Annotated in this window: 23 protein-coding genes; all 23 read left to right on the top strand. The window is 49.8% G+C overall.

Translation table 11 applies throughout. The features are described from left to right. Positions 1 to 843 carry a colanic acid biosynthesis glycosyltransferase WcaA gene (wcaA, locus tag ACU8YC_RS05105; RefSeq protein ID WP_151219765.1) on the top strand — a complete coding sequence of 281 codons (843 nt, stop codon included), beginning with the start codon at positions 1 to 3 and terminating at the stop codon, positions 841 to 843. Between the two features lie 2 nt (positions 844 to 845). Then, positions 846 to 1,334 (top strand): colanic acid biosynthesis acetyltransferase WcaB, encoded by a 489-nt coding sequence (gene wcaB, locus ACU8YC_RS05100; protein ID WP_252837742.1) that lies wholly within the window; start codon positions 846 to 848, stop codon positions 1,332 to 1,334. Continuing rightward, positions 1,331 to 2,548 (top strand): colanic acid biosynthesis glycosyltransferase WcaC, encoded by a 1,218-nt coding sequence (gene wcaC, locus ACU8YC_RS05095; protein ID WP_151219764.1) that lies wholly within the window; start codon positions 1,331 to 1,333, stop codon positions 2,546 to 2,548. Before wcaB ends, wcaC begins: the two co-directional genes overlap by 4 nt. Then, positions 2,523 to 3,740 (top strand): colanic acid polymerase WcaD, encoded by a 1,218-nt coding sequence (gene wcaD / locus ACU8YC_RS05090; protein ID WP_446895085.1) that lies wholly within the window; start codon positions 2,523 to 2,525, stop codon positions 3,738 to 3,740. The genes wcaC and wcaD overlap by 26 nt, the downstream gene beginning before the upstream one ends. 5 nt (positions 3,741 to 3,745) lie before the next feature. Then, positions 3,746 to 4,492, top strand: coding sequence for a colanic acid biosynthesis glycosyltransferase WcaE (wcaE, locus tag ACU8YC_RS05085; RefSeq protein WP_121529256.1), 747 nt, complete (start codon positions 3,746 to 3,748; stop codon positions 4,490 to 4,492). Between the two features lie 9 nt (positions 4,493 to 4,501). Next, complete coding sequence (wcaF, locus tag ACU8YC_RS05080) at positions 4,502 to 5,056, top strand: colanic acid biosynthesis acetyltransferase WcaF (RefSeq protein WP_252837739.1); 555 nt, start codon at positions 4,502 to 4,504, stop codon at positions 5,054 to 5,056. Between the two features lie 24 nt (positions 5,057 to 5,080). Further along, positions 5,081 to 6,202 (top strand): GDP-mannose 4,6-dehydratase, encoded by a 1,122-nt coding sequence (gene gmd / locus ACU8YC_RS05075; RefSeq protein WP_286538959.1) that lies wholly within the window; start codon positions 5,081 to 5,083, stop codon positions 6,200 to 6,202. Positions 6,203 to 6,204: 2 nt separating this feature from the next. After that, positions 6,205 to 7,170, top strand: coding sequence for a GDP-L-fucose synthase (fcl, locus tag ACU8YC_RS05070; protein WP_446895084.1), 966 nt, complete (start codon positions 6,205 to 6,207; stop codon positions 7,168 to 7,170). A 2-nt stretch (positions 7,171 to 7,172) separates the two neighbouring features. Then, positions 7,173 to 7,652: a GDP-mannose mannosyl hydrolase gene (locus ACU8YC_RS05065; RefSeq protein WP_151219760.1), complete on the top strand. Its 480-nt coding sequence runs from the start codon at positions 7,173 to 7,175 to the stop codon at positions 7,650 to 7,652. Next, on the top strand, positions 7,649 to 8,875 hold the full coding sequence (wcaI, locus tag ACU8YC_RS05060) for a colanic acid biosynthesis fucosyltransferase WcaI (protein ID WP_446895083.1): 1,227 nt from the start codon (positions 7,649 to 7,651) through the stop codon (positions 8,873 to 8,875). The genes ACU8YC_RS05065 and wcaI overlap by 4 nt, the downstream gene beginning before the upstream one ends. After that, positions 8,875 to 10,311 (top strand): mannose-1-phosphate guanyltransferase, encoded by a 1,437-nt coding sequence (gene cpsB / locus ACU8YC_RS05055; protein ID WP_446895082.1) that lies wholly within the window; start codon positions 8,875 to 8,877, stop codon positions 10,309 to 10,311. Before wcaI ends, cpsB begins: the two co-directional genes overlap by 1 nt. Positions 10,312 to 10,430: 119 nt before the next feature. Next, positions 10,431 to 11,801 (top strand): colanic acid biosynthesis phosphomannomutase CpsG, encoded by a 1,371-nt coding sequence (gene cpsG / locus ACU8YC_RS05050; protein WP_446895081.1) that lies wholly within the window; start codon positions 10,431 to 10,433, stop codon positions 11,799 to 11,801. Positions 11,802 to 11,854: 53 nt separating this feature from the next. Next, positions 11,855 to 13,249: an undecaprenyl-phosphate glucose phosphotransferase gene (wcaJ, locus tag ACU8YC_RS05045; RefSeq protein WP_446895080.1), complete on the top strand. Its 1,395-nt coding sequence runs from the start codon at positions 11,855 to 11,857 to the stop codon at positions 13,247 to 13,249. A gap of 1 nt (position 13,250) precedes the next feature. Beyond that, the gene (gene wzxC, locus ACU8YC_RS05040) at positions 13,251 to 14,729 is read left to right on the top strand and encodes a colanic acid undecaprenyl disphosphate flippase WzxC (protein ID WP_446895079.1); all 1,479 of its coding nucleotides are present in this window, start codon (positions 13,251 to 13,253) and stop codon (positions 14,727 to 14,729) included. A gap of 23 nt (positions 14,730 to 14,752) precedes the next feature. After that, positions 14,753 to 16,033, top strand: a complete 1,281-nt coding sequence (wcaK, locus tag ACU8YC_RS05035) for a colanic acid biosynthesis pyruvyl transferase WcaK (RefSeq protein WP_446895078.1) — start codon at positions 14,753 to 14,755, stop codon at positions 16,031 to 16,033. Next, entirely contained in the window at positions 16,030 to 17,250 is a 1,221-nt protein-coding gene (wcaL, locus tag ACU8YC_RS05030) for a colanic acid biosynthesis glycosyltransferase WcaL (protein ID WP_446895077.1), read from the top strand. Before wcaK ends, wcaL begins: the two co-directional genes overlap by 4 nt. 11 nt (positions 17,251 to 17,261) lie before the next feature. Then, positions 17,262 to 18,656, top strand: a complete 1,395-nt coding sequence (wcaM, locus tag ACU8YC_RS05025) for a colanic acid biosynthesis protein WcaM (RefSeq protein ID WP_446895076.1) — start codon at positions 17,262 to 17,264, stop codon at positions 18,654 to 18,656. 165 nt (positions 18,657 to 18,821) lie between these two features. Further along, on the top strand, positions 18,822 to 19,715 hold the full coding sequence (gene galF / locus ACU8YC_RS05020) for a GalU regulator GalF (RefSeq protein ID WP_210904595.1): 894 nt from the start codon (positions 18,822 to 18,824) through the stop codon (positions 19,713 to 19,715). Positions 19,716 to 20,111: 396 nt separating this feature from the next. After that, complete coding sequence (locus ACU8YC_RS05015) at positions 20,112 to 21,056, top strand: NAD-dependent epimerase/dehydratase family protein (protein ID WP_210904596.1); 945 nt, start codon at positions 20,112 to 20,114, stop codon at positions 21,054 to 21,056. After that, positions 21,056 to 22,099 carry an MraY family glycosyltransferase gene (locus ACU8YC_RS05010; RefSeq protein ID WP_446895075.1) on the top strand — a complete coding sequence of 348 codons (1,044 nt, stop codon included), beginning with the start codon at positions 21,056 to 21,058 and terminating at the stop codon, positions 22,097 to 22,099. Before ACU8YC_RS05015 ends, ACU8YC_RS05010 begins: the two co-directional genes overlap by 1 nt. Beyond that, positions 22,092 to 22,652: a PglD-related sugar-binding protein gene (locus ACU8YC_RS05005; protein ID WP_210904598.1), complete on the top strand. Its 561-nt coding sequence runs from the start codon at positions 22,092 to 22,094 to the stop codon at positions 22,650 to 22,652. Before ACU8YC_RS05010 ends, ACU8YC_RS05005 begins: the two co-directional genes overlap by 8 nt. A 38-nt stretch (positions 22,653 to 22,690) precedes the next feature. Next, on the top strand, positions 22,691 to 24,577 hold the full coding sequence (locus tag ACU8YC_RS05000) for a polysaccharide biosynthesis protein (protein WP_446895074.1): 1,887 nt from the start codon (positions 22,691 to 22,693) through the stop codon (positions 24,575 to 24,577). 634 nt (positions 24,578 to 25,211) lie between these two features. Beyond that, a complete protein-coding gene (locus ACU8YC_RS04995) occupies positions 25,212 to 25,964 on the top strand; it encodes a glycosyltransferase family 2 protein (protein WP_446895073.1) in 753 nt (250 codons plus the stop codon). The last annotated feature ends 23 nt before the right edge of the window (positions 25,965 to 25,987 follow it).

The raw sequence follows: 25,987 nt of genomic DNA, 5'->3' as shown, positions 1-25,987 counted from the left end.
ATGACGACAGACAACCCACTCATTTCAATTTATATGCCAACCTGGAATCGTCAGCAGCTGGCCATCCGGGCGATTAAATCAGTATTGCGCCAGGACTATCCTCACTGGGAGATGATCATTGTAGATGATTGCTCTTCCTCGTATGAGCAACTGCAGCAGTTTGTTGAGGAACTCAGCGATCCGCGCGTGTCTTACACGCACAATGCCACCAACTCCGGGGCCTGCGCGGTACGTAATCAAGCCATCATGCAGGCCAGCGGGCAATATATTACGGGGATTGATGATGATGACGAATGGACGCCGAACCGCCTGAGCGTCTTTCTCAACTATCGTCATCATCTGGTCACGCGGGCGTTTCTGTATGCCAATGATTATGTCTGTGAAGGCGAAGTGTATTCTCAGCCGACCAGCCTGCCGATCTATCCGAAATCCGGCTATTCACGCCGTAAATTTTACAAGCGCAATATCATTGGCAATCAGGTGTTTACCTGGGCCTGGCGATTTAAAGCCTGCCTGTTCGATACCACGCTAAAAGCGGCGCAGGATTACGACATCTTCCTGCGCATGGTGGTGGCGTATGGCAAACCTTGGAAGGTTAAAGAGGCAACGCAGATCCTGCATGTCAATCACGGTGAAATGCGTATTACTTCATCGCCGAAAAAATTCTCCGGCTACTTTCAGTTTTACCGCAAACACAAAGGCAAATTTGACCGGGCCAGCAAGAAATATCAGCTGTTTACTCTCTATCAGATCCGCAACAAACGGATGAACTGGCGGACGCTGCTGACGCTGCTTTCCGTTCGCAACAGTAAGCGTCTGGCCGACGGACTGCGAGGGCGCTAAGTATGCTGGAAGATTTACGCGCCAACAGCTGGAGTCTGCGTCCCTGCTGTATGGTGGTGGCCTATCGGATTGCCCATTTTTGCTCTGTATGGCGTAAAAAAAATGTCCTGAACAACCTGTGGGCCGCACCAGTGCTGGTGCTATATCGCCTGATCACGGAATGTCTGTTTGGATATGAGATTCAGGCTGCTGCGTCTATTGGTCGTCGTTTCACCATCCACCATGGTTATGGGTTGGTGATCAATAAACACGTGGTGGCGGGGGATGACTTCACCGTGCGCCACGGCGTCACTATCGGCAATTCTGGTGGCAACGATCAGTCCTGTCCGGTCATCGGTAATGGCGTTGAACTGGGGGCCTGCGTCACTCTGCTCGGTGATATTACGATTGGCGATAACGTGACGATTGGCGCTGGCAGCGTGGTGGTGGATAGCATTCCGGACAATGCGCTGGTCGTGGGCGAGAAGGCACGAGTGAAGGTAATAAAATGAAGATATTACAGTTTAATGTGCGACTCGCAGAAGGCGGGGCTGCAGGGGTGGCGTTGGATTTGCATCTGAGAGCGCTGAAGAAAGGACTGTCGTCGCGTTTTATCTACGGCTATGGCAAAGGGGGCAAGAAAAGCGCCAGCCACGCGAATTACCCGCAGGTTATCAAACATACGCCACGTCTGACCTCGGCGGCAAATATTGCGCTGTTCCGTTTCGCCAATCGCGATATGTTTGGCAATCTCGACAAGTTATACCGTACGGTTACTTGCACTACCGGCCCGCTGGTACTGCATTTTCATGTGTTGCACAGCTACTGGTTGAATCTGGAAGAAGTGGTCACCTTTTGCCAAAAAGTGAAGGTGCACAAACCAGATATCACCTTCGTCTGGACGCTACACGATCACTGGAGCGTGACCGGGCGCTGTGCATTTACAGATGGCTGTGAAAGCTGGAAAACGGGCTGCCAGAAATGCCCAACGCTCAGCAACTATCCGCCGGTAAAAATCGATAAAGCCCATCAGCAGTTGCCCGGTAAGCGACAGATGTTTCGCGCCATGCTGGCGCTGGGCTGCCAGTTTATCTCGCCCAGTCAACATGTGGCCGACGCATTCAACAGCCTGTATGGCGTAGGGTGCTGCCGCATTATTAACAACGGCATCGATGTGGCAACTGAAGCCATTCTTGCCGAGCTTCCCGCTAAGCATGAGGAGAGCGGTCGACCGAAAATTGCCGTGGTGGCTCATGATCTGCGCTATGACGGGAAAACCCGTCAACAGCTGGTGCGGGAGATTATCGCGCTCGGCGACAAAGTTGAACTGCATACTTTTGGCAAATTTTCGCCATTTGTCGGGGATAACGTCATCAACCACGGGTTTGAAAGTGATAAACGAACGTTGATGAGCGCGCTTAACGAGATGGACGGCCTGGTGTTCAGTTCTCGCGTTGATAACTACCCGCTGATTCTGTGCGAAGCGCTGTCCATCGGCGTACCGGTGATTGCCACGCACAGCGATGCCGCGCGGGAAGTGCTGGAAAAATCGGGCGGCAAAACGTTCAGTGAATCAGACGTTTTGCAACTGGTGCAACTGAAAAAATCAGACATTGCGCAGGCAGTCTTTAACACGTCGCTTGCCGAATTTAGCCAGCGCAGCCGGGTGGCATACAGTGGGCAACAGATGCTGGAGGAATATGTCTCGTTCTATCAGAATCTGTAGCTATCTGGTGCTACCGCTGCTTTATCTGCTGGTTAACGTCAAACTTGCTCAGCTTGGCGAGAGCTTCCCGATAACCCTCGTCACATTCTTACCTGTTCTGCTGTTGCTGTTTGTTGAACGCATCAATATTAAAAAGCTAATGATAGCGCTGGGTTTGGGGGGCGGGCTGACGGTATTTAACTATTTGTTTGGTCAGTCACTGGATGCCAGTAAGTATGTGACGTCCGCTATGCTGTTTATCTATACCGTGGTGATTATTGGCATGGTATGGAGTATTCGCTTCAAAACGATTTCGCCGCATAACTACATTAAGATTTTGCGTTTTTTTTGGCTGGTCGTGGGACTGGTGGTGGGGTTAGCTGCAGTTGAAATGGCGCAGATCATTCTTAGCGGCGGCAGCAGCTTAATGGAAGCTATTTCGAAATATCTTATTTACAGTAACAGTTATGTTCTGAACTTTATTAAGTTTGGCGGGAAGCGCACAACGGCGCTTTATTTCGAACCGGCATTCTTCGCTCTGGCGTTAATCTCAATTTGGCTCAGTATCAAACAGTTTGGTATCAAAACCCCTAAGTCCGATGCTATGATTCTGGCAGGGATAATATTATCGGGTTCATTTTCAGGGGTGATGACGTTTATTTTGTTCTATCTCCTGGAGTGGGCATTCCAGTACCTGAATAAAGATGCGATAAAAAAGAAGCTACCGCTGGCGATAATCTCATTGAGCGTGTTTGTTGTTGGTGTGATATTTGCTTTTCCATACATCGCCACGCGGCTTAGCGATTTAGGGACCGAAGGATCATCATCGTATTATCGAATCGTGGGGCCGCTAGTGATGGTCGGTTATTCGTTAATGCATGTTGATGGCGTCGTAAGATTCGGTTCGCTTTATGAATATGTCGCGTCATTCGGAATTTTTAACGGTGCGGATGTGGGTAAAACGATAGACAATGGTTTGTATCTGCTGATTATTAATTTTTCGTGGTTCGCCGTGATATTAACCCTGTGGTATATGGGGAAAGTCATGAAGATGATGTTCACTGCTTTTGGCGATAATCAGAATTATCGGGTGCAGCTATATCTTTTTACGCCGCTGTCGATGTTTTTTACAGGATCAGTATTTAGTCCGGAATACGCTTTTTTAATTGTGTGTCCGTTTATTTTGCGCAAGGCGCTGAACATCGCGAGGTAAATCACATGCTGCTTAGTATTATTACCGTCGCCTTTCGTAATCTGGAAGGGATCGTCAAAACTCACGCCTCGCTGGCACACCTGGCGCAGGCAGGCGATATCAGTTTTGAGTGGATTGTTGTTGATGGCGGCTCCTCTGACGGTACGTCGGCGTTTCTTGAAGGTCTCGGTGGAGAACACCGGTTACGGTTTGTCAGCGAACCGGATAACGGCATTTATGATGCGATGAACAAAGGCATTGCGATGGCGTGCGGGCGCTTTGCGCTGTTCCTCAATTCCGGGGATATTCTGCATGCCGATGCGGCTCAGTTCATCCGCCAGTTAAAAACGCAGAGTGATAAAGCCATGGTTATCGGCGACGCGTTGCTGGATTTTGGCAATGGCAACAAAATTAAGCGCCGGGCAAAGCCGGGTTGGTATATTTATCACAGCCTGCCTGCCAGCCATCAGGCCATCTTTTTTCCGCTCTCTGGACTGAATGTCTGGCGTTATGATTTGCAATATAAAATATCGTCCGATTACGCGCTGGCTGCCAGACTATATAAATCTGGTTACGCTTTCAAAAAACTGGACGGGCTGGTGTCGGAGTTTTCGATGGGCGGAGTGTCAACGACGAATAATCTGGAATTATGCCGCGATGCAAAAAAAGTTCAGCGGCAGATATTACATATGCCAGGTTTTTTGACTGGGGTTTCTGAATATTTACGGCTGCGTACAACCGGTAAAACAAAAACATTATATGGCAAAACGTAAGGTCACATTATGCAGGATTTAAGCGGCTTCAGCGTGCCGAAAGGTTTTCGCGGTGGCGGCGCTATTAAAGTGCAATTATGGTGGGCGGTACAGGCAACACTGTTTCGCTGGTCACCCCAGGTAATGTATCGCTGGCGTGCATTTTTATTACGAATGTTCGGTGCGAAAATAGGAAAAAACGTAGTTATTCGACCTTCAGTAAAAATTACTTATCCGTGGAAATTAACCCTGGGAGATTATGCCTGGGTGGGTGATGACGCGGTTTTATATACGTTGGGTAATATTACGATTGGCGCACACGCGGTTATTTCGCAAAAAAGTTATTTATGTACCGGAAGTCATGATTACGCCAGCCAATATTTTGATATTAACGCCACACCGATTGTGGTTGGCGATAAATGCTGGCTGGCGACAGATGTCTTTGTCGCGCCAGGCGTGACGATTGGCGAGGGCACCGTCGTTGGAGCACGCAGCAGCGTATTTAAATCGCTGCCAGCAAATGTCGTTTGTCGGGGAAATCCCGCAGTAGTCACGCGCGAACGCGTCGAGAAAGTTACTCCCTGAGGGGATCATTTAAGAGGTAATAACATGTCAAAAGTCGCTCTCATCACTGGCGTAACCGGGCAGGATGGTTCTTACCTGGCAGAATTCCTGCTGGAAAAAGGGTATGAAGTGCACGGCATTAAGCGTCGCGCTTCATCATTCAACACTGAACGTGTGGACCACATCTACCAGGATCCGCATTCAGGCAATCCCAAATTTCATCTGCACTATGGCGATTTGACGGATTCATCCAACCTGACCCGTATTTTAAAAGAGGTCCAACCGGATGAGGTCTATAACCTGGGCGCCATGAGTCATGTCGCGGTGTCGTTTGACTCACCGGAATACACCGCGGACGTCGATGCAATAGGTACGTTGCGTTTGCTGGAGGCTATCCGCTTCCTTGGTCTGGAAAAGAAGACCCGTTTCTATCAGGCCTCCACCTCAGAACTCTACGGCCTGGTGCAGGAAATCCCGCAGAAAGAGAGCACACCGTTCTACCCACGTTCGCCGTATGCGGTAGCTAAGCTCTACGCCTACTGGATTACCGTTAACTACCGCGAATCTTACGGAATGTTTGCCTGTAACGGCATTCTGTTTAACCACGAATCTCCGCGCCGCGGCGAAACTTTCGTTACGCGCAAAATCACCCGTGCTATCGCCAACATCGCTCAGGGGCTGGAGTCTTGCCTGTACCTGGGCAACATGGATTCGCTGCGTGACTGGGGGCATGCCAAAGATTACGTCAGGATGCAGTGGATGATGCTGCAGCAGGAAAAGCCGGAAGATTTCGTGATTGCCACCGGCGTGCAGTACTCCGTGCGCCAGTTTGTGGAAATGGCTGCTGCTCAGTTAGGGATTAAATTGCGCTTTGAAGGCGAGGGCGTGAATGAAAAAGGCATCGTGGTTTCCGTGACCGGACACGATGCGCCGGGCGTGAAGCCAGGCGACGTAATGATTGCCGTCGACCCGCGCTATTTCCGTCCAGCTGAAGTTGAAACGCTGCTGGGCGATCCGGCCAAAGCACATGAAAAACTGGGCTGGAAACCGGAAATCACCCTGCGCCAGATGATCTCGGAAATGGTTGCCAACGATCTTGAGGCGGCGAAGAAACACTCTCTGCTGAAGTCGCACGGTTACGAGGTCGCCATCGCGCTGGAGTACTAAGGATGAAGACACAACGTATTTTTGTGGCGGGCCATCGCGGGATGGTGGGGTCCGCCATCGTAAGACAGCTGGCCCAACGAGATAATGTCGAACTGGTGCTGCGTACCCGCGATGAACTTAACCTGCTGGACGCCAGTGCAGTACAGGCGTTCTTTGCCACTGAGCGCATTGACCAGGTGTATCTGGCGGCGGCAAAAGTGGGCGGGATTGTAGCCAATAATACTTATCCTTCTGATTTTATTTACGAAAACATGATGATTGAGAGCAACATCATTCATGCGGCGCACCTGCATAACGTGAATAAACTGCTGTTTCTCGGGTCATCCTGCATTTATCCCAAACATGCCTCCCAGCCAATAGCCGAAAGCGAACTCTTGCAGGGGCAACTGGAGCCGACCAACGAACCGTATGCGATTGCCAAAATAGCCGGCATCAAGCTGTGTGAATCGTATAACCGTCAGTATGGCCGTGATTATCGCTCGGTGATGCCGACCAATCTGTACGGGCCGCATGACAATTTTCATCCAAGCAATTCGCATGTGATCCCGGCGCTGCTGCGCCGCTTTCACGAAGCCTGCGAGCAAAATGCGCCGGATGTGGTGGTGTGGGGAAGCGGCACGCCGATGCGCGAGTTTCTGCATGTGGATGATATGGCGGCGGCCAGTATCCATGTGATGGAGCTGGCTCATGAAGTCTGGCAGGAATATACCCAGCCGATGCTGTCGCATATCAATGTGGGTACCGGCGTGGACTGCACCATCCGTGAACTGGCCCAGACCATTGCAAAGGTAGTGGGTTACAAGGGGCGCGTGGTGTTTGACGCCAGCAAACCGGACGGGACGCCGCGCAAATTACTCGACGTTACGCGTTTGCATCAGTTGGGCTGGTATCACGAGTTATCACTTGAGGCAGGGCTTGCCAGCACCTGGCAGTGGTTCCTTGAAAACCAGCAGCGTTATCGGGGGTAAGCATGTTTTTACGTCATGAGGATTTTGCCACCGTCGTACGTTCAACCCCGCTGATTTCTATCGACTTGATCGTGGAAAACGCCGAGGGAGAGTTTCTGCTCGGTAAGCGTCTCAATCGTCCGGCGCAGGGCTACTGGTTCGTGCCCGGCGGTCGGGTGCAAAAAGATGAATCGCTACATGCGGCTTTTGAACGGCTGACTGAAGCTGAGTTGGGGTTGCGTCTACCGCTGTCCGCCGCTGAGTTTTATGGTGTCTGGCAGCACTTCTATGACGACAACTTTTCCGGGGATGATTTCTCAACGCATTACATCGTGCTGGGATTTCGTCTGCGCGTATCAGAAAACGACCTGCAACTGCCTGATGCACAACATGATGCCTACCGCTGGCTGGCGGCGACAGAGATTCTGGTCAATGAGGATGTGCACGACAATAGCCGGGCTTACTTCTGTGAGAAGAGTCAGGCCGGAGTACCCGGGCTATGAGGATCCTCGTGTATGGCATCAACTATTCACCAGAGCTGACCGGCATCGGCAAGTACACCGGTGAAATGGTGCAGTGGATGGCGCAACAAGGTCATGACGTGCGGGTGATCACCGCACCACCTTATTATCCGCAATGGAAAGTTAATGGTCGCTATTCATCCTGGCGCTATCGTCGTGAAGAGGGCGACGCCCTCGTCTGGCGTTGTCCGCTGTATGTGCCTGAGCAACCCTCAACGCTCAAGCGCCTGCTGCATTTGGGCAGTTTCGCCCTGAGCAGTTTCTTCCCGCTGCTGGCGCAACGTCGCTGGAAGCCGGATCGCATCATCGGCGTGGTGCCGACGCTGTTTTGTACGCCGGGGATGCGCTTGCTGGCAAAACTCAGCGGCGCGCGCACGTTGTTGCACGTTCAGGATTACGAAGTCGATGCCATGTTGGGGCTTGGTATGGCGGGCAACGGCAAGCGCGGCGTAGTAGCAAAACTGGCCAGCGCCTTTGAGCGCAGTGGGCTGTTGAATATGGACCATATTTCGACCATCTCTCGTTCCATGATGCGTAAAGCGATGGAAAAAGGCGTTGCGCCGCACAAGGTTATTTTCTTCCCGAACTGGTCGGAAGTGGCGCGTTTTCGCGATGTGAGCGACGCCGAGGCCCTGGCATTGCGCCAGAAGCTGGGATTACCAGTCTCCCAAAAGATTGTTCTTTATTCAGGCAATATTGGTGAAAAGCAGGGGCTGGAGAGCGTGATTGACGCCGCAGTGGAGCTGAGCGAGCACCCCTGGCTATTTGTGATTGTTGGGCAGGGCGGGGGTAAAGCGCGACTGGAGAGTATGGTCCGTGAACGTGGCCTGAACAATGTGCTGTTTTTTCCGCTGCAATCTTATGACGCGCTGCCAGCGTTGCTCAAGATTGCGGATTGCCATCTTGTCGTGCAAAAGCGCGGTGCGGCAGATGCCGTATTGCCCTCCAAACTGACCAATATCCTCGCTGTTGGTGGTAACGCGGTGATTACCGCCGAGCCAGAAACCGAGCTGGGGCAGCTCTGTAACATTGTTCCAGGCATCGCAGTATGCGTGGAGCCGGAATCGGTAAACGCGCTGGTTTGCGGTATTCAACAGGCGTTGATGATGCCAAAAGTCAATACGGTGGCACGTGACTATGCCGAACGCACGCTGGATAAAGATAACGTGCTAAGCCAATTTATTGCTGATATTCGGGGTTCATGATGAGTCAAAGCAAACTCTTTCCAGTGGTGATGGCCGGTGGCTCGGGTAGCCGTTTATGGCCGCTGTCCCGCGTGCTGTATCCAAAGCAGTTCCTGTGTCTGAAAGGCGATCTCACCATGTTGCAGACAACGATCTGTCGTCTGAACGGCGTGGAGTGTGAAAGCCCGGTGGTTATCTGTAATGAACAACACCGTTTCATCGTCGCGGAACAGCTACGGCAACTGCACAAGCTGACTGAGAATATTATTCTCGAACCCGCCGGACGTAACACGGCACCGGCGATAGCGCTGGCCGCACTGGCGGCAAAACGTCAAAGTCCGGGGGACGATCCGCTGCTGCTGGTATTGGCGGCCGATCACATGATTGCCGACGAAGAGGCATTTCGCGAGGCGGTTCGCAATGCGATGCCCTATGCCAGTGCGGGTAAGCTGGTGACGTTTGGTATCGTGCCGGACCAGCCAGAAACGGGCTATGGCTATATCCGCCGTGGCGAGGTTTCGCCAACGAATACCGACGCCGTGGCGTTCGAAGTGGCGCAGTTTGTTGAAAAGCCCAATCTGGAAACCGCGCAGGCTTACGTGGCGAGCGGTGATTACTACTGGAACAGCGGTATGTTCTTGTTCCGCGCCGGACGTTACCTGGAAGAACTGGAAAAGTACCGCCCCGACATTCTTGAGGCTTGTGTGAATGCCATGAGTACGGTCGACCCCGATCTCGATTTTATCCGCGTTGATGAACAGGCGTTTCTCGCCTGTCCGGTAGAGTCTGTGGACTATGCGGTAATGGAACGTACGGCGGATGCGGTGGTGATGCCCATGAACGCAGGCTGGAGCGATGTTGGCTCCTGGTCATCTCTGTGGGAAATCAGTGCCCATACTGCTGAAGGCAATGTGCATCATGGTGACGTCATTAGTCACAAAACGGAAAACAGTTACGTGTATGCCGAATCCGGCCTGGTAACCACCGTCGGAGTGAAAGATCTGGTGGTGGTGCAGACCAAAGATGCGGTGCTGATAGCCGATCGCTACGCGGTACAGGACGTCAAAAAAGTGGTGGAGCAAATTAAAGCTGACGGACGCCATGAGCACCATATTCACCGTGAAGTTTATCGTCCATGGGGCAAGTACGACTCTATTGATGCCGGAGACCGTTACCAGGTGAAGCGAATTACCGTTAAGCCTGGCGAGGGATTGTCCGTGCAGATGCATCATCACCGGGCTGAACACTGGGTGGTGGTGGCAGGTACCGCGAAAGTGACAATTAATGATGACATCAAGCTGCTCGCTGAAAACGAGTCTGTCTATATTCCGCTGGGGGCGACCCACTGTCTGGAGAACCCCGGGAAAATCCCGCTCGATCTGATTGAAGTACGCTCCGGATCTTACCTCGATGAGGATGACGTGGTGCGGTTTGCGGACAGATACGGGCGCGCCTAATGCCTGATGCCTGATGCCTGATGTCTGATGCGCTGATGCGCACCGGGCAATGCGTTTAACACTCATTAAAAAGGCTCATTAAGAGTCAGGGCCTCCTGTTGCCTGAAAAAGGGTAAATCATGACAAAACTGACCTGTTTTAAAGCGTATGACATCCGCGGCCAACTGGGCGAAGAGTTAAATGAAGAGATTGCGTGGCGTATTGGTCGCGCTTACGGCGAATTCCTGAAGCCAAAAACGATTGTTCTGGGCGGCGATGTGCGCCTGACCAGCGAGGCGCTAAAGCTGGCGCTGGCGAAAGGCCTCCAGGATGCGGGGGTGGATGTGCTGGATATCGGCATGTCGGGCACCGAAGAGATTTATTTCGCCACCTTCCACCTGGGCATTGACGGCGGTATTGAAGTGACCGCCAGCCATAATCCGATGGATTACAACGGGATGAAGCTGGTGCGGGAAGGGGCTCGGCCCATCAGCGGTGATACCGGTCTGCGTGACGTGCAGCGTCTGGCGGAATTAAATGACTTCCCGGCGGTTGATGAGGCGAAACGTGGCCGCTATCAGCGCATTACTACCCGCGATGCCTACATTGACCATCTGCTGGGTTACATCAATCCCGGCAACCTGAAACCGATGAGGCTGGTGCTCAATTCCGGCAACGGCGCGGCAGGTCCGGTAGTTGACGCCATTGAGGCCCGTTTTAAGGCGCTGGGCGTGCCGGTCGAGTTCATCAAAATTCACAATACGCCGGATGGCAACTTTCCCAACGGTATTCCCAATCCTCTGCTGCCGGAGTGCCGGGCAGATACGCGCAATGCGGTGATCGAACACGGCGCGGATATGGGGATTGCCTTCGACGGTGATTTTGACCGCTGCTTCCTGTTCGATGAAAACGGTCAGTTTATTGAAGGGTACTACATTGTCGGCCTGCTGGCGGAAGCGTTCCTGGAGAAGAATCCGGGGGCGAAAATTATCCACGACCCGCGTCTTTCCTGGAACACCGTGGACGTGGTAACGGCGGCAGGCGGTAAACCGGTGATGTCAAAAACCGGGCACGCGTTTATCAAAGAGCGGATGCGTCACGAAGATGCCATTTATGGCGGCGAAATGAGCGCGCATCACTATTTCCGCGATTTTGCCTACTGCGACAGCGGCATGATCCCGTGGCTGCTGGTGGCTGAACTACTGTGTCTGAGGGGACTTTCGCTCGGCGAACTGGTCCGCGACCGTATGGTGGCCTACCCGGCGAGCGGAGAGATAAACAGTACACTGGCAGAGCCGGCGGCAGCGATTGCACGCGTGGAGCAACACTTTTCCCGTGAGGCGCTGACGGTGGACAGAACGGACGGTATCAGCATGGCGTTTGTCGACTGGCGCTTCAACTTACGTTCTTCCAATACTGAACCGGTAGTGCGCCTGAACGTGGAATCGCGCGGAGATATTCCGTTGATGGAAGCGCGAACGCGCACTCTTCTGGCGTTGCTGAATCAGTAATGCCGGTGCTTCCTTTGCCCGATGTGGGCAAAGGGTGACTAACAGGAACCACGATGACACATCTAAAAAAGCGCGAACGCGCCAAAACCAATGCGTCGTTAATTTCGATGGTGCAACGCTTTTCAGATATCACCATCATGTTTGGCGGGTTGTGGATAATCTGCGAATTAAGCGGTTTGCCTTTCCTGTACATGCACCTGCTGGTGGCGTTGATCACGCTGGTGGTTTTTCAGATGCTCGGGGGGATAACAGATTTTTACCGCTCCTGGCGCGGCGTCAAAATATCCACTGAGCTGGTACTGTTGCTGCAAAACTGGACGCTGAGCCTGATTTTTTGCGCAGGTCTGATCGCCTTCAATAACGATTTCGATAACCGCTTCGCCGTCTGGCTGGCATGGTATCTGCTTTCAAGCGTTGGCCTGGTGTTAAGCCGGTCATTTATTCGCTACGGTGCAGGATGGCTACGTAATCGCGGTTACAACACTCGCCGGGTGGCGGTAGCAGGCGAGCTGCCCGCCGGACAAATGCTGCTGGACAGCTTTCGTCATGAACCCTGGTTGGGATTTGAAGTAGCGGGTGTCTATCACGATCCAATCCCTGGGAAAAACTCCCGCGACTGGGCCGGTAATCTGCAACAACTGGTGGATGACGCCAAAGCCTCACGCATTCATAACGTTTATATCGCTATGTCGATGAGCGAGGGGGCCAGGGTAAAAAAACTGGTGCGGGAGCTGGCCGACACCACCTGCTCGGTGATCCTCATTCCTGATGTCTTTACTTTCAACATTTTGCATTCACGGATTGAAGAGATGAGCGGCATTCCGGTAGTGCCACTGTATGACACGCCGCTTTCGGGAATTAATCGTCTGTTGAAGCGCGCGGAAGATATCGTGCTGGCCTCGCTGATCCTGCTGCTTATTTCCCCGGTACTTTGTGGCATCGCGCTACTGGTAAAACTGACCTCCAAAGGACCGGTGATTTTCCGCCAGACCCGCTATGGCATGGACGGGAAGCCGATCAACGTCTGGAAGTTTCGCTCGATGAAAGTGATGGAGAACGACGCGGTGGTAACGCAGGCGACGCAAAACGATCCACGCGTGACGCCGGTGGGGAATTTTCTGCGCCGGACGTCGCTGGATGAGTTACCGCAGTTTATTAATGTGCTCACCGGGGGGATGTCTATCGTCGGGCCACGCCCGCACGCGGTGGCGCATAACGAACAGTACCGCCAACTGATTGAGGGTTACATGTTACGTCATAAGGTGAAGCCGGGTATTACCGGCTGGGCGCAAATCAACGGCTGGCGCGGTGAAACCGATACGCTGGAAAAAATGGAAAAACGTGTGGAGTTTGACCTCGAATATATTCGCGAGTGGAGCGTGTGGTTCGATATCAAAATTGTTTTTCTGACGATATTCAAAGGCTTTGTTAACAAAGCGGCGTATTAACATGAGCTTACGAGAAAAAACGCTTAATGGCGCAAAGTGGTCGGCGATTGCCACGGTGATCATTATTGGGCTCGGACTTATTCAGATGACCGTCCTGGCGCGAATTATTGATAACCACCAGTTCGGGTTGTTAACCGTGTCGCTGGTGATCATAGCGCTGGCCGATACGCTGTCGGATTTTGGCATCGCCAACTCAATTATTCAGCGCAAAGAAATCGGCTATCTTGAGCTGACGACGCTGTACTGGCTTAACGTTGGGCTGGGTATTGTGGTATGTGCGGCGATGTTTCTGCTTAGCGAGACGATTGCCAGCGTGCTCAATAATCCCGAACTGGCGCCGCTCATCAAAGCGTTATCACTGGCGTTTGTGGTGATACCCCACGGGCAGCAGTTTCGCGCGCTGATGCAAAAAGAGCTGGCCTTCAACAAAATTGGCATGATTGAAACCAGTTCGGTGCTGGCCGGTTTTACCTTTACCGTGGTGAGCGCTCATTTCTGGCCGCTCGCGCTGACGGCCATTCTCGGGTATCTGGTGAACAGTGCGCTACGTACGCTGTTGTTCGGCTATTTTGGCCGTAAGATTTACCGCCCTGGGCTGCATTTTTCGCTGGCTTCCGTTTCGTCAAATCTGCGTTTTGGCGCGTGGCTGACGGCAGACAGCATCATTAATTATATCAATACCAACCTTTCCACGCTGGTGCTAGCCAGAACGTTGGGCGCAGGTATTGCGGGGGGATTCAATCTTGCGTGGAACGTGGCGGTTGTCCCGCCGATCAAACTGAATCCGATTATTACCCGCGTCCTGTTTCCGGCGTTTGCCAAAATTCAGGACGATAGCGAAAAGCTGCGGGTGAATTTTTACAAGCTGTTGTCGGTGGTGGGGATTATCAATTTCCCGGTACTGCTGGGATTAATGGTGGTATCGAACAATGTCGTGCCGTTGATATTTGGCGAGAAGTGGAACGGTATTATTCCGGTCCTGCAACTGTTGTGCATTGTGGGGTTGCTGCGTTCGGTAGGGAATCCAATAGGATCGCTCTTAATGGCAAAAGCCCGGGTCGATATCAGCTTCAAATTCAATGTATTCAAAACCTTTCTGTTTATTCCGGCCATTTTCATTGGCGGTCATCTGGCGGGGGCTATTGGCGTGACGCTGGGCTTTTTGCTGGTCCAGGTGATTAATACGATCCTCAGCTACTTCGTGATGATCAAACCTGTTCTTGGCTCCAGCTACCGTCAATACATGCTCAGCCTGTGGCTGCCGTTGTATCTCTCCTTACCAACCGTTGTGGTGAGCTATGCGTTGGGCTTAACGCTGCGTAACCAGGTGCCATTAAGCGCGCTGCTGGGGATCCAGATAGCGGCAGGAGCGCTGGCGTTTACGCTAATGATTGTGTTGTCGCGCCATCCGCTGGTGGTGGAGATAAAACGTCTGCTCTGTCGCAATGAAAAAATGAAAACCTTGCTCCGTGCGGGATAAGAACAACGTTTTAAGAGGTCATAATGAAATTACTAATTTTAGGCAACCATACCTGCGGTAACCGAGGGGATAGCGCGATTCTGCGCGGTTTGCTGGATGCCATTAACACGTTGCGTCCCGAGACTGAAGTGGATGTGATGAGCCGTTACCCGGTGAGCTCCTCATGGTTGCTGAACCGCCCGGTGATGGGTGACCCGCTGTATTCGCAGATGAAGCAGCACAATAGCGCTGCGGGCGTCATGGGACGCGTGAAGAAAGTGCTGCGTCGTCGCTATCAGCATCAGGTGCTGCTCTCGCGTGTCACCGACTCCGGTAATCTGCGCAATATTGCTATCGCTCAGGGGTTTACCGATTTTGTTCGCCTGCTGTCGCGCTACGACGCCATTATCCAGGTCGGCGGATCGTTTTTTGTCGATCTGTATGGCGTGCCGCAGTTTGAACATGCGTTGTGTTCGTTTATGGCGAAAAAACCGCTGTACATGATTGGTCACAGCGTGGGGCCATTCCAGGATGAGCAGTTTAATCAGCTAGCGAACTACGTTTTTGGTCACTGTAATGCGCTGATTTTGCGTGAATCCGTCAGTCTTGATCTGATGAAGCGCAGCGCAATAACCACAGATAAAGTCGAATCCGGCGTGGATACGGCATGGCTGGTCGACAACCATCATGAGGATTTTGAGCCAGGCTATGCCGTCCAGCACTGGTTACAGATGGCGGCAAAACAGAAGACCGTTGCCATTACTCTGCGTGAGCTGGCGCCATTTGATAAGCGTCTGGGAACCACACAACAGGCTTATGAACAAGCTTTTGCCGGTGTCGTGAATCGGATCCTCGATGAAGGTTACCAGGTGATAGCACTGTCAACCTGCACCGGGATTGATAGTTACAACAAAGATGACCGCATGGTGGCGTTAAACCTGCGTCAGTATGTGAAAGACCCGGCCCGTTATCACGTGGTGATGGATGAACTTAACGACCTTGAAATGGGGAGAATTCTCGGGGCATGCGATCTGACAGTGGGGACCCGTTTGCACTCTGCCATCATCTCAATGAATTTTATGACGCCAGCCATCGCCATTAACTACGAGCATAAATCGGCCGGGATCATGCAACAGCTTGGGTTACCAGAGATGGCTGTTGATATTCGCCATCTGCTTGATGGCAGTCTTGAAGGGAAAGTAGCCGATACTCTTGGACAGTTACCTGAACTGAACCTACGACTCGGCGATGCTGTGACGCGTGAACGCGAACGCGGGGGGCGTATGGTGCAGTCGGTTTTAACGCGTATTGAGGAGGAGAAATGAAGATTGGCTTTTTCTTGCTTAAATTTCCGCTCTCCTCTGAGACCTTTGTCCTCAATCAGATTACCGCATTTATTGATATGGGCTACGACGTGGAGATTGTCGCCTTGCACAAGGGCGATCTTGAAAATACCCATGCCTCATTTACTACCTATCGTTTGGCTGAAAAAACACACTGGTTACTGAATGAACCACAAAGCAAGCTGGCGAAGCTTAAATCCAGGGCGGCGACAGCCCTGCATGGTATTACCCGCATAGCCACCTGGAAAGCGCTCAATGTTTCACGCTATGGCGATGAGGCGCGCAACCTGATTTTGGCCGCCATATGCGGCGGGAACCCGCAAGCGTTTGCGGCGGATGTCTTTATCGCGCATTTTGGACCTGCAGGCGTAACGGCGGCGAAATTGCGTGAGCTTGGCGTGATAAGCGGCAAAATCGCCACGGTGTTTCATGGCATTGATATCTCTCATCGGGAGGTGCTTGCCCGCTATACCCCCGAATATCAGCAGCTGTTTCAACGCGGTGATTTGATGTTGCCCATCAGCAATCTCTGGGCCGGACGGTTAAAAAACATGGGATGTCCGCCACAAAAAATTGCCGTCTCGCGTATGGGAATTGATATGACACGCTTTACGCCACGTCAGTTGAAATCGCCAACTGCACCGCTGGAGATTATCTCTGTCGCCCGGTTAACCGAGAAAAAAGGGCTGCACGTCGCCATTGAAGCCTGCCGTCAGTTGAAAGAGCAGGGCATCTCATTTCGCTATCGCATTCTGGGGATTGGCCCGTGGGAGCGTCGGTTGCGGACGCTGATCGAGCAATATCAGCTCGATGATGTGGTAGAGATGTCTGGCTTTAAACCCAGTCATCAGGTGAAGGAAATGCTTGAACAGGCGGATGTCTTTTTGCTGCCCTCAATCACCGGAAGGGATGGCGATATGGAGGGGATCCCGGTGGCGCTGATGGAGGCGATGGCCGTGGGCATTCCGGTGATTTCCACCGTTCACAGCGGGATCCCTGAGCTGGTTGAGTCAGGTAAGTCAGGCTGGCTGGCACCGGAAAACGACGCGCAGGCACTGGCAGAGCGTTTAGCGGCATTCAGTCTGCTCGACAGTGAGCAGATGCAGCCGATTGTGCAGTGCGCGCGAGAAAAAATTGAAACTGAATTTAATCAGGTAGCAATCAACAAACAGTTGGCCAGTCTGCTGCAAACGATGTAAATCGAGGTTGTATGTCAGAGAAAAAACTCTCACGCCGTACTTTGTTGACGGTAGGCTCTGCGCTTGTCGTGCTGCATACTCCCGTTGTCCGGGCGCTTGAATCACCGGGCAGCGTCAACATTCAGGATTACAACCCGAAGGATTGGGTGGCCTCTTTCAGGCAGGCGTTCAAAGATGGACAAACGGTTGTCGTACCAAAAGGCCTGGAATGTAAGGATCACAATACTGCTGTCGTTATTCCCCCTGGCAAAACGCTATTCTTACAAGGGAGAATAAGTGGCAATGGCCGTGGGCGCTTTGTTCTGCAAGATGGATGCAAAGTTGTGGGCGAGCAGGACGGGAGCCTGAGGAACGTTACCCTGGATGTACGCGGTTCGGACTGTGTAATAAAAGGAATAGCCATGAGTGGTTTCGGTCCGGTGACGCAAATCTATATCGGCGGTAAAACCTCAAGGCTGATGCGTAATCTGATTATCGATGATATTACTGTCTCGCGCGCTAACTATGGGATTTTGCGTCAGGGTTTTCATAACCGAATGGACGGCGTAAAGATCACGAACAGCCGTTTTAGCGATCTGCAAGGCGATGCCATTGAGTGGAATGTGGCGATCAACGACAGCAACATCCTCATTTCTGACCATGTCATCGAACGTATCAATTGTACCAACGGCAACGTGAACTGGGGCATCGGCATCGGGCTGGCGGGTAGTACCTATGACAATACCTACCCCGATGAACTGGCGGTAAAAAACTTTGTTGTGGCGAACATCACTGGTACCGACTGTCGACAGTTAGTCCATGTGGAGAACGGCAAGCATTTTATCATTCGTAATATAACCGCGCGAAATATCACTCCGGATTATAGTAAGAAAGCGGGCATTGACAATGCGACGGTCGCGATTTATGGATGCGATAATTTCGTCATTGATAATGTAAATATGGAGAATAGCGCAGGTATGCTTATTGGATACGGCGTTATCAAAGGGCGATATTTATCCATTCCACAAAACTTTAAGCTGAATAATATTCATCTCGATAACACCAAACGTGAATACAAATTACGCGGCATTCAGATCTCCTCAGGTAATGCAACGTCATTCGTGGCCATCACCAATGTGGAGATGAAACATGCCACGCTTGAGTTGCACAACCAACCGCAGCACCTTTTTTTACGAAATATCAAGGTGATGCAGCAATCAGCTACGGGTCCCGCGCTTAAGATGCACTTCGACCTACGCCAGGATGTGCGCGGTAAGTTTATGGCTAAACAGGACACACTGCTCTCGCTGGCCAATGTTCATGCAGTAAACGAAGCAGGGAAAAGTTCAGTTGACATTGACCGGGTAAACCATCAGGTGGTGAATGTCGAAGCGGTGAATTTTCGACTGCCGGGGGAGGGGAGGTAACTTTGCGACCATTCCTGGCTTAAGTTGCACATACTTGAGCTTAAGATTACTGCATTCTACAGATAAGCGGCGTAACATACGCGGCAACTGTACAATGTAATTCATACTGGCTAAAACAAGCTAAAAAGCTATAATTCAGCAACTAATGAATAGGTGAATGACTTAATGATTAATTTGAAAGCAGTTATTCCGGTAGCGGGTCTGGGGATGCACATGTTGCCAGCCACGAAGGCAATCCCTAAAGAGATGCTGCCGATCGTAGACAAGCCGATGATTCAATACATTGTCGACGAAATTGTAGCTGCAGGTATCAAAGAAATCGTTCTGGTGACTCATGCGTCTAAGAACGCGGTTGAGAACCACTTCGACACCTCTTACGAACTCGAATCGCTGCTTGAGCAGCGTGTTAAGCGTCAGCTATTAGCCGAGGTACAGTCTATTTGTCCTCCCGGTGTGACTATTATGAACGTTCGTCAGGCACAGCTGCTCGGTCTGGGTCATTCCATTCTTTGTGCTCGCCCAATTGTTGGGGACAACCCGTTCGTCGTGGTGCTTCCTGATGTTGTTCTTGATAATGCGAGTGCAGATCCCCTGCGCTACAACCTTGCTGCCATGGTTGCTCGTTTTAACGAAACCGGGCGCAGTCAGGTGCTGGCTAAGCGCATGGAGGGCGATCTGTCTGAGTATTCGGTTATTCAGACCAAAGAGCCTTTGGACAACGAAGGAAAAGTCAGCCGTATCGTTGAGTTCATCGAAAAACCGGATCAGCCGCAAACGCTGGATTCCGATCTCATGGCCGTAGGACGCTATGTGCTTTCTGCTGATATCTGGGCAGAGCTGGAAAAAACTGAACCAGGTGCCTGGGGACGTATTCAGTTAACAGATGCCATTGCAGAACTGGCGAAAAAACAGTCTGTTGATGCCATGTTGATGACGGGTGACAGCTACGACTGCGGTAAAAAGATGGGTTATATGCAGGCGTTTGTGAAGTACGGGCTGCGCAACCTGAAAGAAGGAGCGAAGTTCCGTAAGAGCATTGAGAAGTTACTGGCTGAGTAGGGCTCTGTAGCGATGCTATGAATTTATTAAATGTATAACTATAAACGGCAGTTGGGTATTTAAAAACCAAACGGGTTTTTAAAATGCCGCTGCCGTTTTGTCATTTAAATCAACCACTAAAAAAACAGTTGTATTTATATTCGATGATTGTACACAGGAATTGTCCTTGTCATAAAGTGCGATTAGGACCACAATACATCATCAAATTTTAACATGTTCTGACCGCGTAAAAACGCAGCAGGGCAGCAGACTTTCTATGTGTTTAGTGCACTGGTAGCTCTTGAGCCAGGGGCGGTAGCATATCTCGCATTTGCGAATGAACGTAAAACATTGTTTGATGGCTGATAAAACATATCGTGGTTAAAAACTATCAGATCGAGCAGATAGGGGACGGCAATGAAGGTATTAGTGACTGGTGGGACCGGGTTTCTTGGTACTGCTTTAGTCCAGGCGTTGAAATCAGCGGGGCATCAGGTGATATTAACAACGCGTCAGCAGGAAGATATTGAACAGGGAATTTACAACCTGGGTGATATTTCAGCTGAAACCAACTGGGTAAACCTTTTGCAAGGATGTGATACCGTCATTCATACAGCGGGAAGGGCACATATCCTGAATGATAATGCTCAGAATGCGTTAGCGGAATTTCGTCGTGTTAACCACGACGCGACCTTGAAGTTGGCTAAAGACTCCGCCATCTGCGGCGTTAAGCATTTCATTTTTGTCAGTTCGATTGGGGTGAACGGCAATGCCACCTCAGGCACCCCCTTCACTGAAATGTCAGAGCCTTGGCCAATTTCTGACTACGCCATTTCTAAACTTGAGGCTGAGCAAAGTCTGCGGCAAACCTTTGCCAAAAGCGAAATGGCGTTAACTATTGTCCGTCCTGCGTTGATTTGTGGTGAAAATGCGCCAGGTAATATTCAGCGACTGTTAAAACTGGTGTCGAAAAATCTGCCATTACCGTTTAAAAACGTCAAAAACAAACGTGCGCTGGTGTCGTTGGACAACGTTGTCAGCTTTATTAAAGAATGCGTCGTAAATGAGAAGTCGAAAAATCAACTCTACTTGCTCGCCGATGCAGAGCGACCTTCAACCGAGGATATGATTAACGCCTTTGCGACTGGAATGGGTATTCACGCAAAAATTATCTATTTCCCGAAGAGCGTCCTGAAATTAATACTTTCGGCCGTGGGTAAAGGTGGAATTTACGATCAGTTATTCGGTGATCTTGAAGTTGATGCCAGTAAATCGAGAGAGCAACTGCACTGGGCACCACCGATCACACTGCATGAAACTATGAAAAAAACGGCGAAGTATTATATCGAAGGTAATAAATAATGTTGAATTTAGGGATCGTAATATTCGCATTTTTAGTGTCATGTGCACTGACTTGGGGATTACGCGGTTATGCGATTAAACATAACGTGATTGACCTACCAAACCAGAGAAGTTCGCATTCTGTGCCGACTCCGCGTGGGGGGGGGGTGGCTATTGTCCTGACGCTTTTAGCCGCGCTGGTGTGGTTTTATTTCAGCAACGCGCTGACGTTAGATGGCTTCTTAGGTTTGTTCATTCCGGGGTTAATTGTTGCAGTAATCGGGTTCCTGGATGACCACGGTCATATTGCGGCACGCTGGCGTCTGATGATGCATTTTCTGGCTGCGGCAATTGGCCTATATTTCTTGGGATCTTTCCCGATTATTACTCTGTTTGGTTACGATCTCTCATTATCATGGATTGGGATGATTCTGGGCTGCTTCTATTTAGTCTGGATGTTGAATTTATACAATTTCATGGATGGAATTAACGGTTTAGCCAGTTCGGAAGCGATCACCTTTGCGGCAAGCAGTGCGTTGTTAATGGTCGTCAACCAGTATACGTTTGCTCCTGGTAGCATATATCCGCTGACGCTTGCCCTTGCTGGCGCTGCTGCAGGTTTTATTGTCTGGAACTTCCCGGTTGCCAAAATCTTTATGGGGGATGCCGGGAGCGGTTTCCTCGGTATAACCATCGGGCTGATGATCCTCCATATCGCGAAAGTCGATTCAAACTTCTTTATTGCAGAGTTATGTTTGCTGGGGGTCTTCATCGTCGACGCGACTACCACACTGCTGCGCAGAGTGGTGGCTGGGAAGAAAGTCTACGAGGCGCATGCGAGCCATGGTTATCAGATCTTGGCCCGGAAATATGGCAGTCATGTTCCGGTGACGATGATGGCGATCGCCGTTAACCTGCTCTGGCTCTTGCCAATTGCCTATCTAATAGCAGATGCCAAAATTGATGGCTTTGTGGGACTGATTATCGCCTGGTTACCACTATTCTTTGTTGCATTTAAATGTGGTGCTGGCGTGAAAGATAAAGAGAGCAACGTCAATGCATGACCTGATGATTTTGGGAGCTGGTGGCCATGGACGCACACTATGCGAATTGGCCAGACTACTGGGCTATGCGGATATTGTGTTTCTCGATGATAATGCCTCCCTTTGCCATGAGACCAACAAATATATCATTGGTAAAATTTCAGAGCTACCATTACACATCAACAATGCTAATAACGTCGTTATTGGCATTGGAAATAATAAAGTCAGGGAACAACTCTATCTGCAGGTTATCAGCCTGGGTATCCAACCTGCCACTCTTATACATCCGTCTGCATTTGTCAGCCCATCGGCAACGATAGCTGATGGTTCAGTGATATTAGCGGGAGCAGTGGTGGGGGCTAATGCAAAATTAGGTGTGGCTTCAATTGTAAATAGTCATTCGACGGTAGATCACGATTCTATTCTCGGCGATTTTGCTCATTTAGGTGTCGGTGTTCATCTTGCAGGAAGTGCTAAAATTGGGAAATCAGCTTTTCTGCAAGCTGGTACAGTGGGTGGTTATAATGCAAAAGTGGACGATTACTCAGTGTGTCCTGCTGGTACTGTTTTATAAACTGAAGGCAAGCTTTAACGAGGCGACTAGTTTTTAGTATGCTAATTTATTTAATATCTTTACCAAGACCAATAAAACGAATCATTACGTTATCTATCGATGTGGTACTGCTCTTATGCGCATTCTGGTTTGCGTTTTGGGTACGTATAGATTCACTGACACCATTATATAGTACGTCGCATTGGCTATTGATATTTTCAATAATCGTCGTCACTTTGGCAATATTTGTCAGATTGGGGCTGTACCGTGCAGTTATTCGCTATATTACGGCTAAGATTCTGCTGGTCGTAGCAGTTGGTATGTTTATATCGTCGATATTGCTGATTATTGCGGCGTTCTATACCAATCTTTATCTGCCGAGAACGATTCCATTCATTTACTTCTCATTTGGATTATTGCTTATTGCCGGTTCAAGACTCGGAATGCGAATGCTGGTAAACCGCGGCATGAAGCGGGGCACCCGAGTCGTCATTTACGGTGCTGGGGCGTCGGGTCGTCAGTTGCTGCCAGCGCTGAGCCAGATGGATGAATATTATCCGGTCGCTTTTGTCGATGACAACCGTGCCCTGCAGGGGCAGGTTATTCACGGAGTCAGCGTCTTTGCACCAGAAAAACTGGCCTGGTTGATTGAGAAATACGAAGCGAAGAAAATTTTGCTTGCGATGCCAAGTGCTAGTCGTTCCAGAAAGAATGAAGTGATTAAGACACTGGAAGGTTTACCCTGCGAAGTGCTTTCTATTCCTGGGATGGTCGACCTGGTAGAAGGTAAAGCGCGGATCGATGCGTTACGCAAAGTGGTCATCACCGACCTGCTGGGGCGAGATCCGGTTTCTCCAATTCCAGAATTAGTGTCTCGTAATATCAACGGGAAAACGGTTATGGTGACCGGTGCCGGTGGTTCTATTGGCTCCGAACTGTGTCGGCAGATAATCAAAAATAAGCCCAATCAGATCATTCTGTTCGAGCTGTCAGAGTTCTCACTGTACTCTATTGATTCTGAACTGCGTAATCTGAATCTCAGCCAGGATTTGCAGGTGAAGATTTATCCAATTCTTGGTAACGTGCAGGATAAAGAGCATCTCGAAAGATTAATTAATGCATTCAAGGTTAATACGATTTATCACGCAGCTGCTTATAAGCATGTGCCTCTTGTTGAGTTCAACGTCCTTGATGGTGTTCGCAATAACATCTTCGGTACTTTGTACTGTGCCCAGGCGGCGGCGAACTGCGGAGTGGAAAACTTTGTTTTAATTTCCACTGATAAAGCAGTACGGCCTACAAATACGATGGGTGCGACCAAACGTATCGCTGAGCTGGTGTTGCAGGCACTAGCGAAGGAACACAGCAAAACCTGCTTCAGCATGGTTCGTTTTGGCAACGTGCTAGGGTCTTCGGGCTCGGTTGTGCCGCTGTTTGAAAAACAGATTGCTTCTGGTGGTCCGGTAACGTTGACTCATAAAGATATCACGCGTTACTTCATGACTATCCCTGAGGCGGCTCAGTTAGTGATTCAGGCGGGAGCGATGGGAACCGGCGGCGATGTTTTTGTTCTCGACATGGGTGAGCCGGTGAAAATTATTGACCTTGCGCACCGTATGATTGCGCTGCAGGGGCTATCTGTTCGCGATGATAAACATCCTTACGGCGATATAGCGGTACAGACAACGGGCTTGCGTCCGGGTGAGAAACTTTATGAAGAATTGCTCATTGGCGACAACGTTTCTACTACGCAGCATCCTCGCATAAAGACTGCAAATGAGGTTATGCTGCCGTGGAGTGAAATGAGTAAACTTCTTGCTGAACTGGATACCGCCTGCCGGGAGTTCGACTATGAGTGCGTACGTGAAATACTGTTGCGGGCACCTGCGGCGTTCAATCCAACCGATGGTATCTGTGATTTGCTCTGGAATGAAAGGATTAGTTAAGTAACGAATCGAGCTTGAAGAAGATCTGGCTGGATGCATAAAAAACAATAAAGCCGATTTTACGAGGGGCAATTACTATTGACCTTAAGGGGGTATATTAGCGTCATTGTGGTAAAGGTTTTATCCGCTTTTCTGAATATTATAAATAATATAATGGATTACGTGATAAACATGGTTGAGTAGACTTGCGCAAAATGTTGGCATCGTTCTGCTTTAGATACTGATATTATTTCGAATATATGCTACACGTTTTCCGACGAAGACCAGCAAATGCGGTAGTGACTTACATTAATTGAACGTGTATTCCTCAAAGAAAGTACTGGCTTCTATGCATGCTGTTCACCAGAACAAGGAAAGCAAATCGTTTTTCGGGTAATTATCTCAATTTCTAATTGTTGTTACTCGCTTCCGGTAGTTTTTTTCAAAACGTGGGCTAAACGTACAAGCGAATACGTCGCCATGTTCTGTATAATCCACGTTAAAGAGCCAGTGCAGCTGTGATTTTTATATTCACAAAGCTCCATTTGGTCCAATTCATCACAAATAAAGTACGATATTAGTGCAAGTTACAAATGCTAATGTTACTTGCCAGTTTGTGTAAAATCGATCTTGAAACAAAAAAGAATTCAATGATATGGAAAGTGAAAAAGTCTCGGTTATCATGCCCGTTTACAATGGGAAATCTACAGTTGTACAATCGATTGATTCTATAATGAATCAGACTTACAAAAATATAAGGCTATATGTCATTGATGATTGTAGTACTGATGGGACTCTAAATCTATTAGAGAGTCTTTATTCTACAAATAGCAAGGTTGTAATTTTTAGGAATAACAAAAATTTGGGAGTTGCAAAAACACGGAATGTTGGAATTGAAAAATCGCAGGGGGAGTATATTGCATTTTGCGATTCAGATGATTTATGGAGTGAGACGAAACTAGAGAAACAATTAAATATACTCGATACAGGTGATATTGATGTTGTTTGTTCCAATTATAGCACTATTAATATGAAAGGTGAAAAGATGGCTGAAGTCAACGCTCCACAATTCATTACTTATAAAATGATGCTAGGCAAAAACTACATCGCGAATTTAACTGGTATTTATAATGCAAAGAAACTAGGGAAGTTTTATCAAAAGAGTATTGGGCATGAGGACTACTTAATGTGGTTGGAAATATTAAGAGCAACTAATTATGCCCAATGCATACAAGAATGTCTTGCACAATATAGGGTTTCAAGGGAATCATTATCAGCTAATAAGTTGGTTGCTGCTCGATGGACGTGGAATATCTATAGGAGGGAATTAAAATTATCAATATTCCCTGCGTTATATTTTTTCTCTCAATATGCCTTTCGGGGTCTGTTAAAGAAATTTTTAAATTAATAGTTTTAATAATAAACTATCCT

It is taken from the genome of Citrobacter sp. VF227, from assembly GCF_052950715.1.
The sequence above is the reverse complement of the archived record's forward strand: the minus strand, read 5'-3'. Positions and strand labels throughout refer to the sequence as shown.

Coding starts and splice junctions, on each gene's coding strand:
- wcaA (WP_151219765.1), top strand. CDS start 1: ATGACGACAGACAACCCACTCATTTCAATTTATATGCCAACCTGGAAT.
- wcaB (WP_252837742.1), top strand. CDS start 846: ATGCTGGAAGATTTACGCGCCAACAGCTGGAGTCTGCGTCCCTGCTGT.
- wcaC (WP_151219764.1), top strand. CDS start 1,331: ATGAAGATATTACAGTTTAATGTGCGACTCGCAGAAGGCGGGGCTGCA.
- wcaD (WP_446895085.1), top strand. CDS start 2,523: ATGTCTCGTTCTATCAGAATCTGTAGCTATCTGGTGCTACCGCTGCTT.
- wcaE (WP_121529256.1), top strand. CDS start 3,746: ATGCTGCTTAGTATTATTACCGTCGCCTTTCGTAATCTGGAAGGGATC.
- wcaF (WP_252837739.1), top strand. CDS start 4,502: ATGCAGGATTTAAGCGGCTTCAGCGTGCCGAAAGGTTTTCGCGGTGGC.
- gmd (WP_286538959.1), top strand. CDS start 5,081: ATGTCAAAAGTCGCTCTCATCACTGGCGTAACCGGGCAGGATGGTTCT.
- fcl (WP_446895084.1), top strand. CDS start 6,205: ATGAAGACACAACGTATTTTTGTGGCGGGCCATCGCGGGATGGTGGGG.
- ACU8YC_RS05065 (WP_151219760.1), top strand. CDS start 7,173: ATGTTTTTACGTCATGAGGATTTTGCCACCGTCGTACGTTCAACCCCG.
- wcaI (WP_446895083.1), top strand. CDS start 7,649: ATGAGGATCCTCGTGTATGGCATCAACTATTCACCAGAGCTGACCGGC.
- cpsB (WP_446895082.1), top strand. CDS start 8,875: ATGAGTCAAAGCAAACTCTTTCCAGTGGTGATGGCCGGTGGCTCGGGT.
- cpsG (WP_446895081.1), top strand. CDS start 10,431: ATGACAAAACTGACCTGTTTTAAAGCGTATGACATCCGCGGCCAACTG.
- wcaJ (WP_446895080.1), top strand. CDS start 11,855: ATGACACATCTAAAAAAGCGCGAACGCGCCAAAACCAATGCGTCGTTA.
- wzxC (WP_446895079.1), top strand. CDS start 13,251: ATGAGCTTACGAGAAAAAACGCTTAATGGCGCAAAGTGGTCGGCGATT.
- wcaK (WP_446895078.1), top strand. CDS start 14,753: ATGAAATTACTAATTTTAGGCAACCATACCTGCGGTAACCGAGGGGAT.
- wcaL (WP_446895077.1), top strand. CDS start 16,030: ATGAAGATTGGCTTTTTCTTGCTTAAATTTCCGCTCTCCTCTGAGACC.
- wcaM (WP_446895076.1), top strand. CDS start 17,262: ATGTCAGAGAAAAAACTCTCACGCCGTACTTTGTTGACGGTAGGCTCT.
- galF (WP_210904595.1), top strand. CDS start 18,822: ATGATTAATTTGAAAGCAGTTATTCCGGTAGCGGGTCTGGGGATGCAC.
- ACU8YC_RS05015 (WP_210904596.1), top strand. CDS start 20,112: ATGAAGGTATTAGTGACTGGTGGGACCGGGTTTCTTGGTACTGCTTTA.
- ACU8YC_RS05010 (WP_446895075.1), top strand. CDS start 21,056: ATGTTGAATTTAGGGATCGTAATATTCGCATTTTTAGTGTCATGTGCA.
- ACU8YC_RS05005 (WP_210904598.1), top strand. CDS start 22,092: ATGCATGACCTGATGATTTTGGGAGCTGGTGGCCATGGACGCACACTA.
- ACU8YC_RS05000 (WP_446895074.1), top strand. CDS start 22,691: ATGCTAATTTATTTAATATCTTTACCAAGACCAATAAAACGAATCATT.
- ACU8YC_RS04995 (WP_446895073.1), top strand. CDS start 25,212: ATGGAAAGTGAAAAAGTCTCGGTTATCATGCCCGTTTACAATGGGAAA.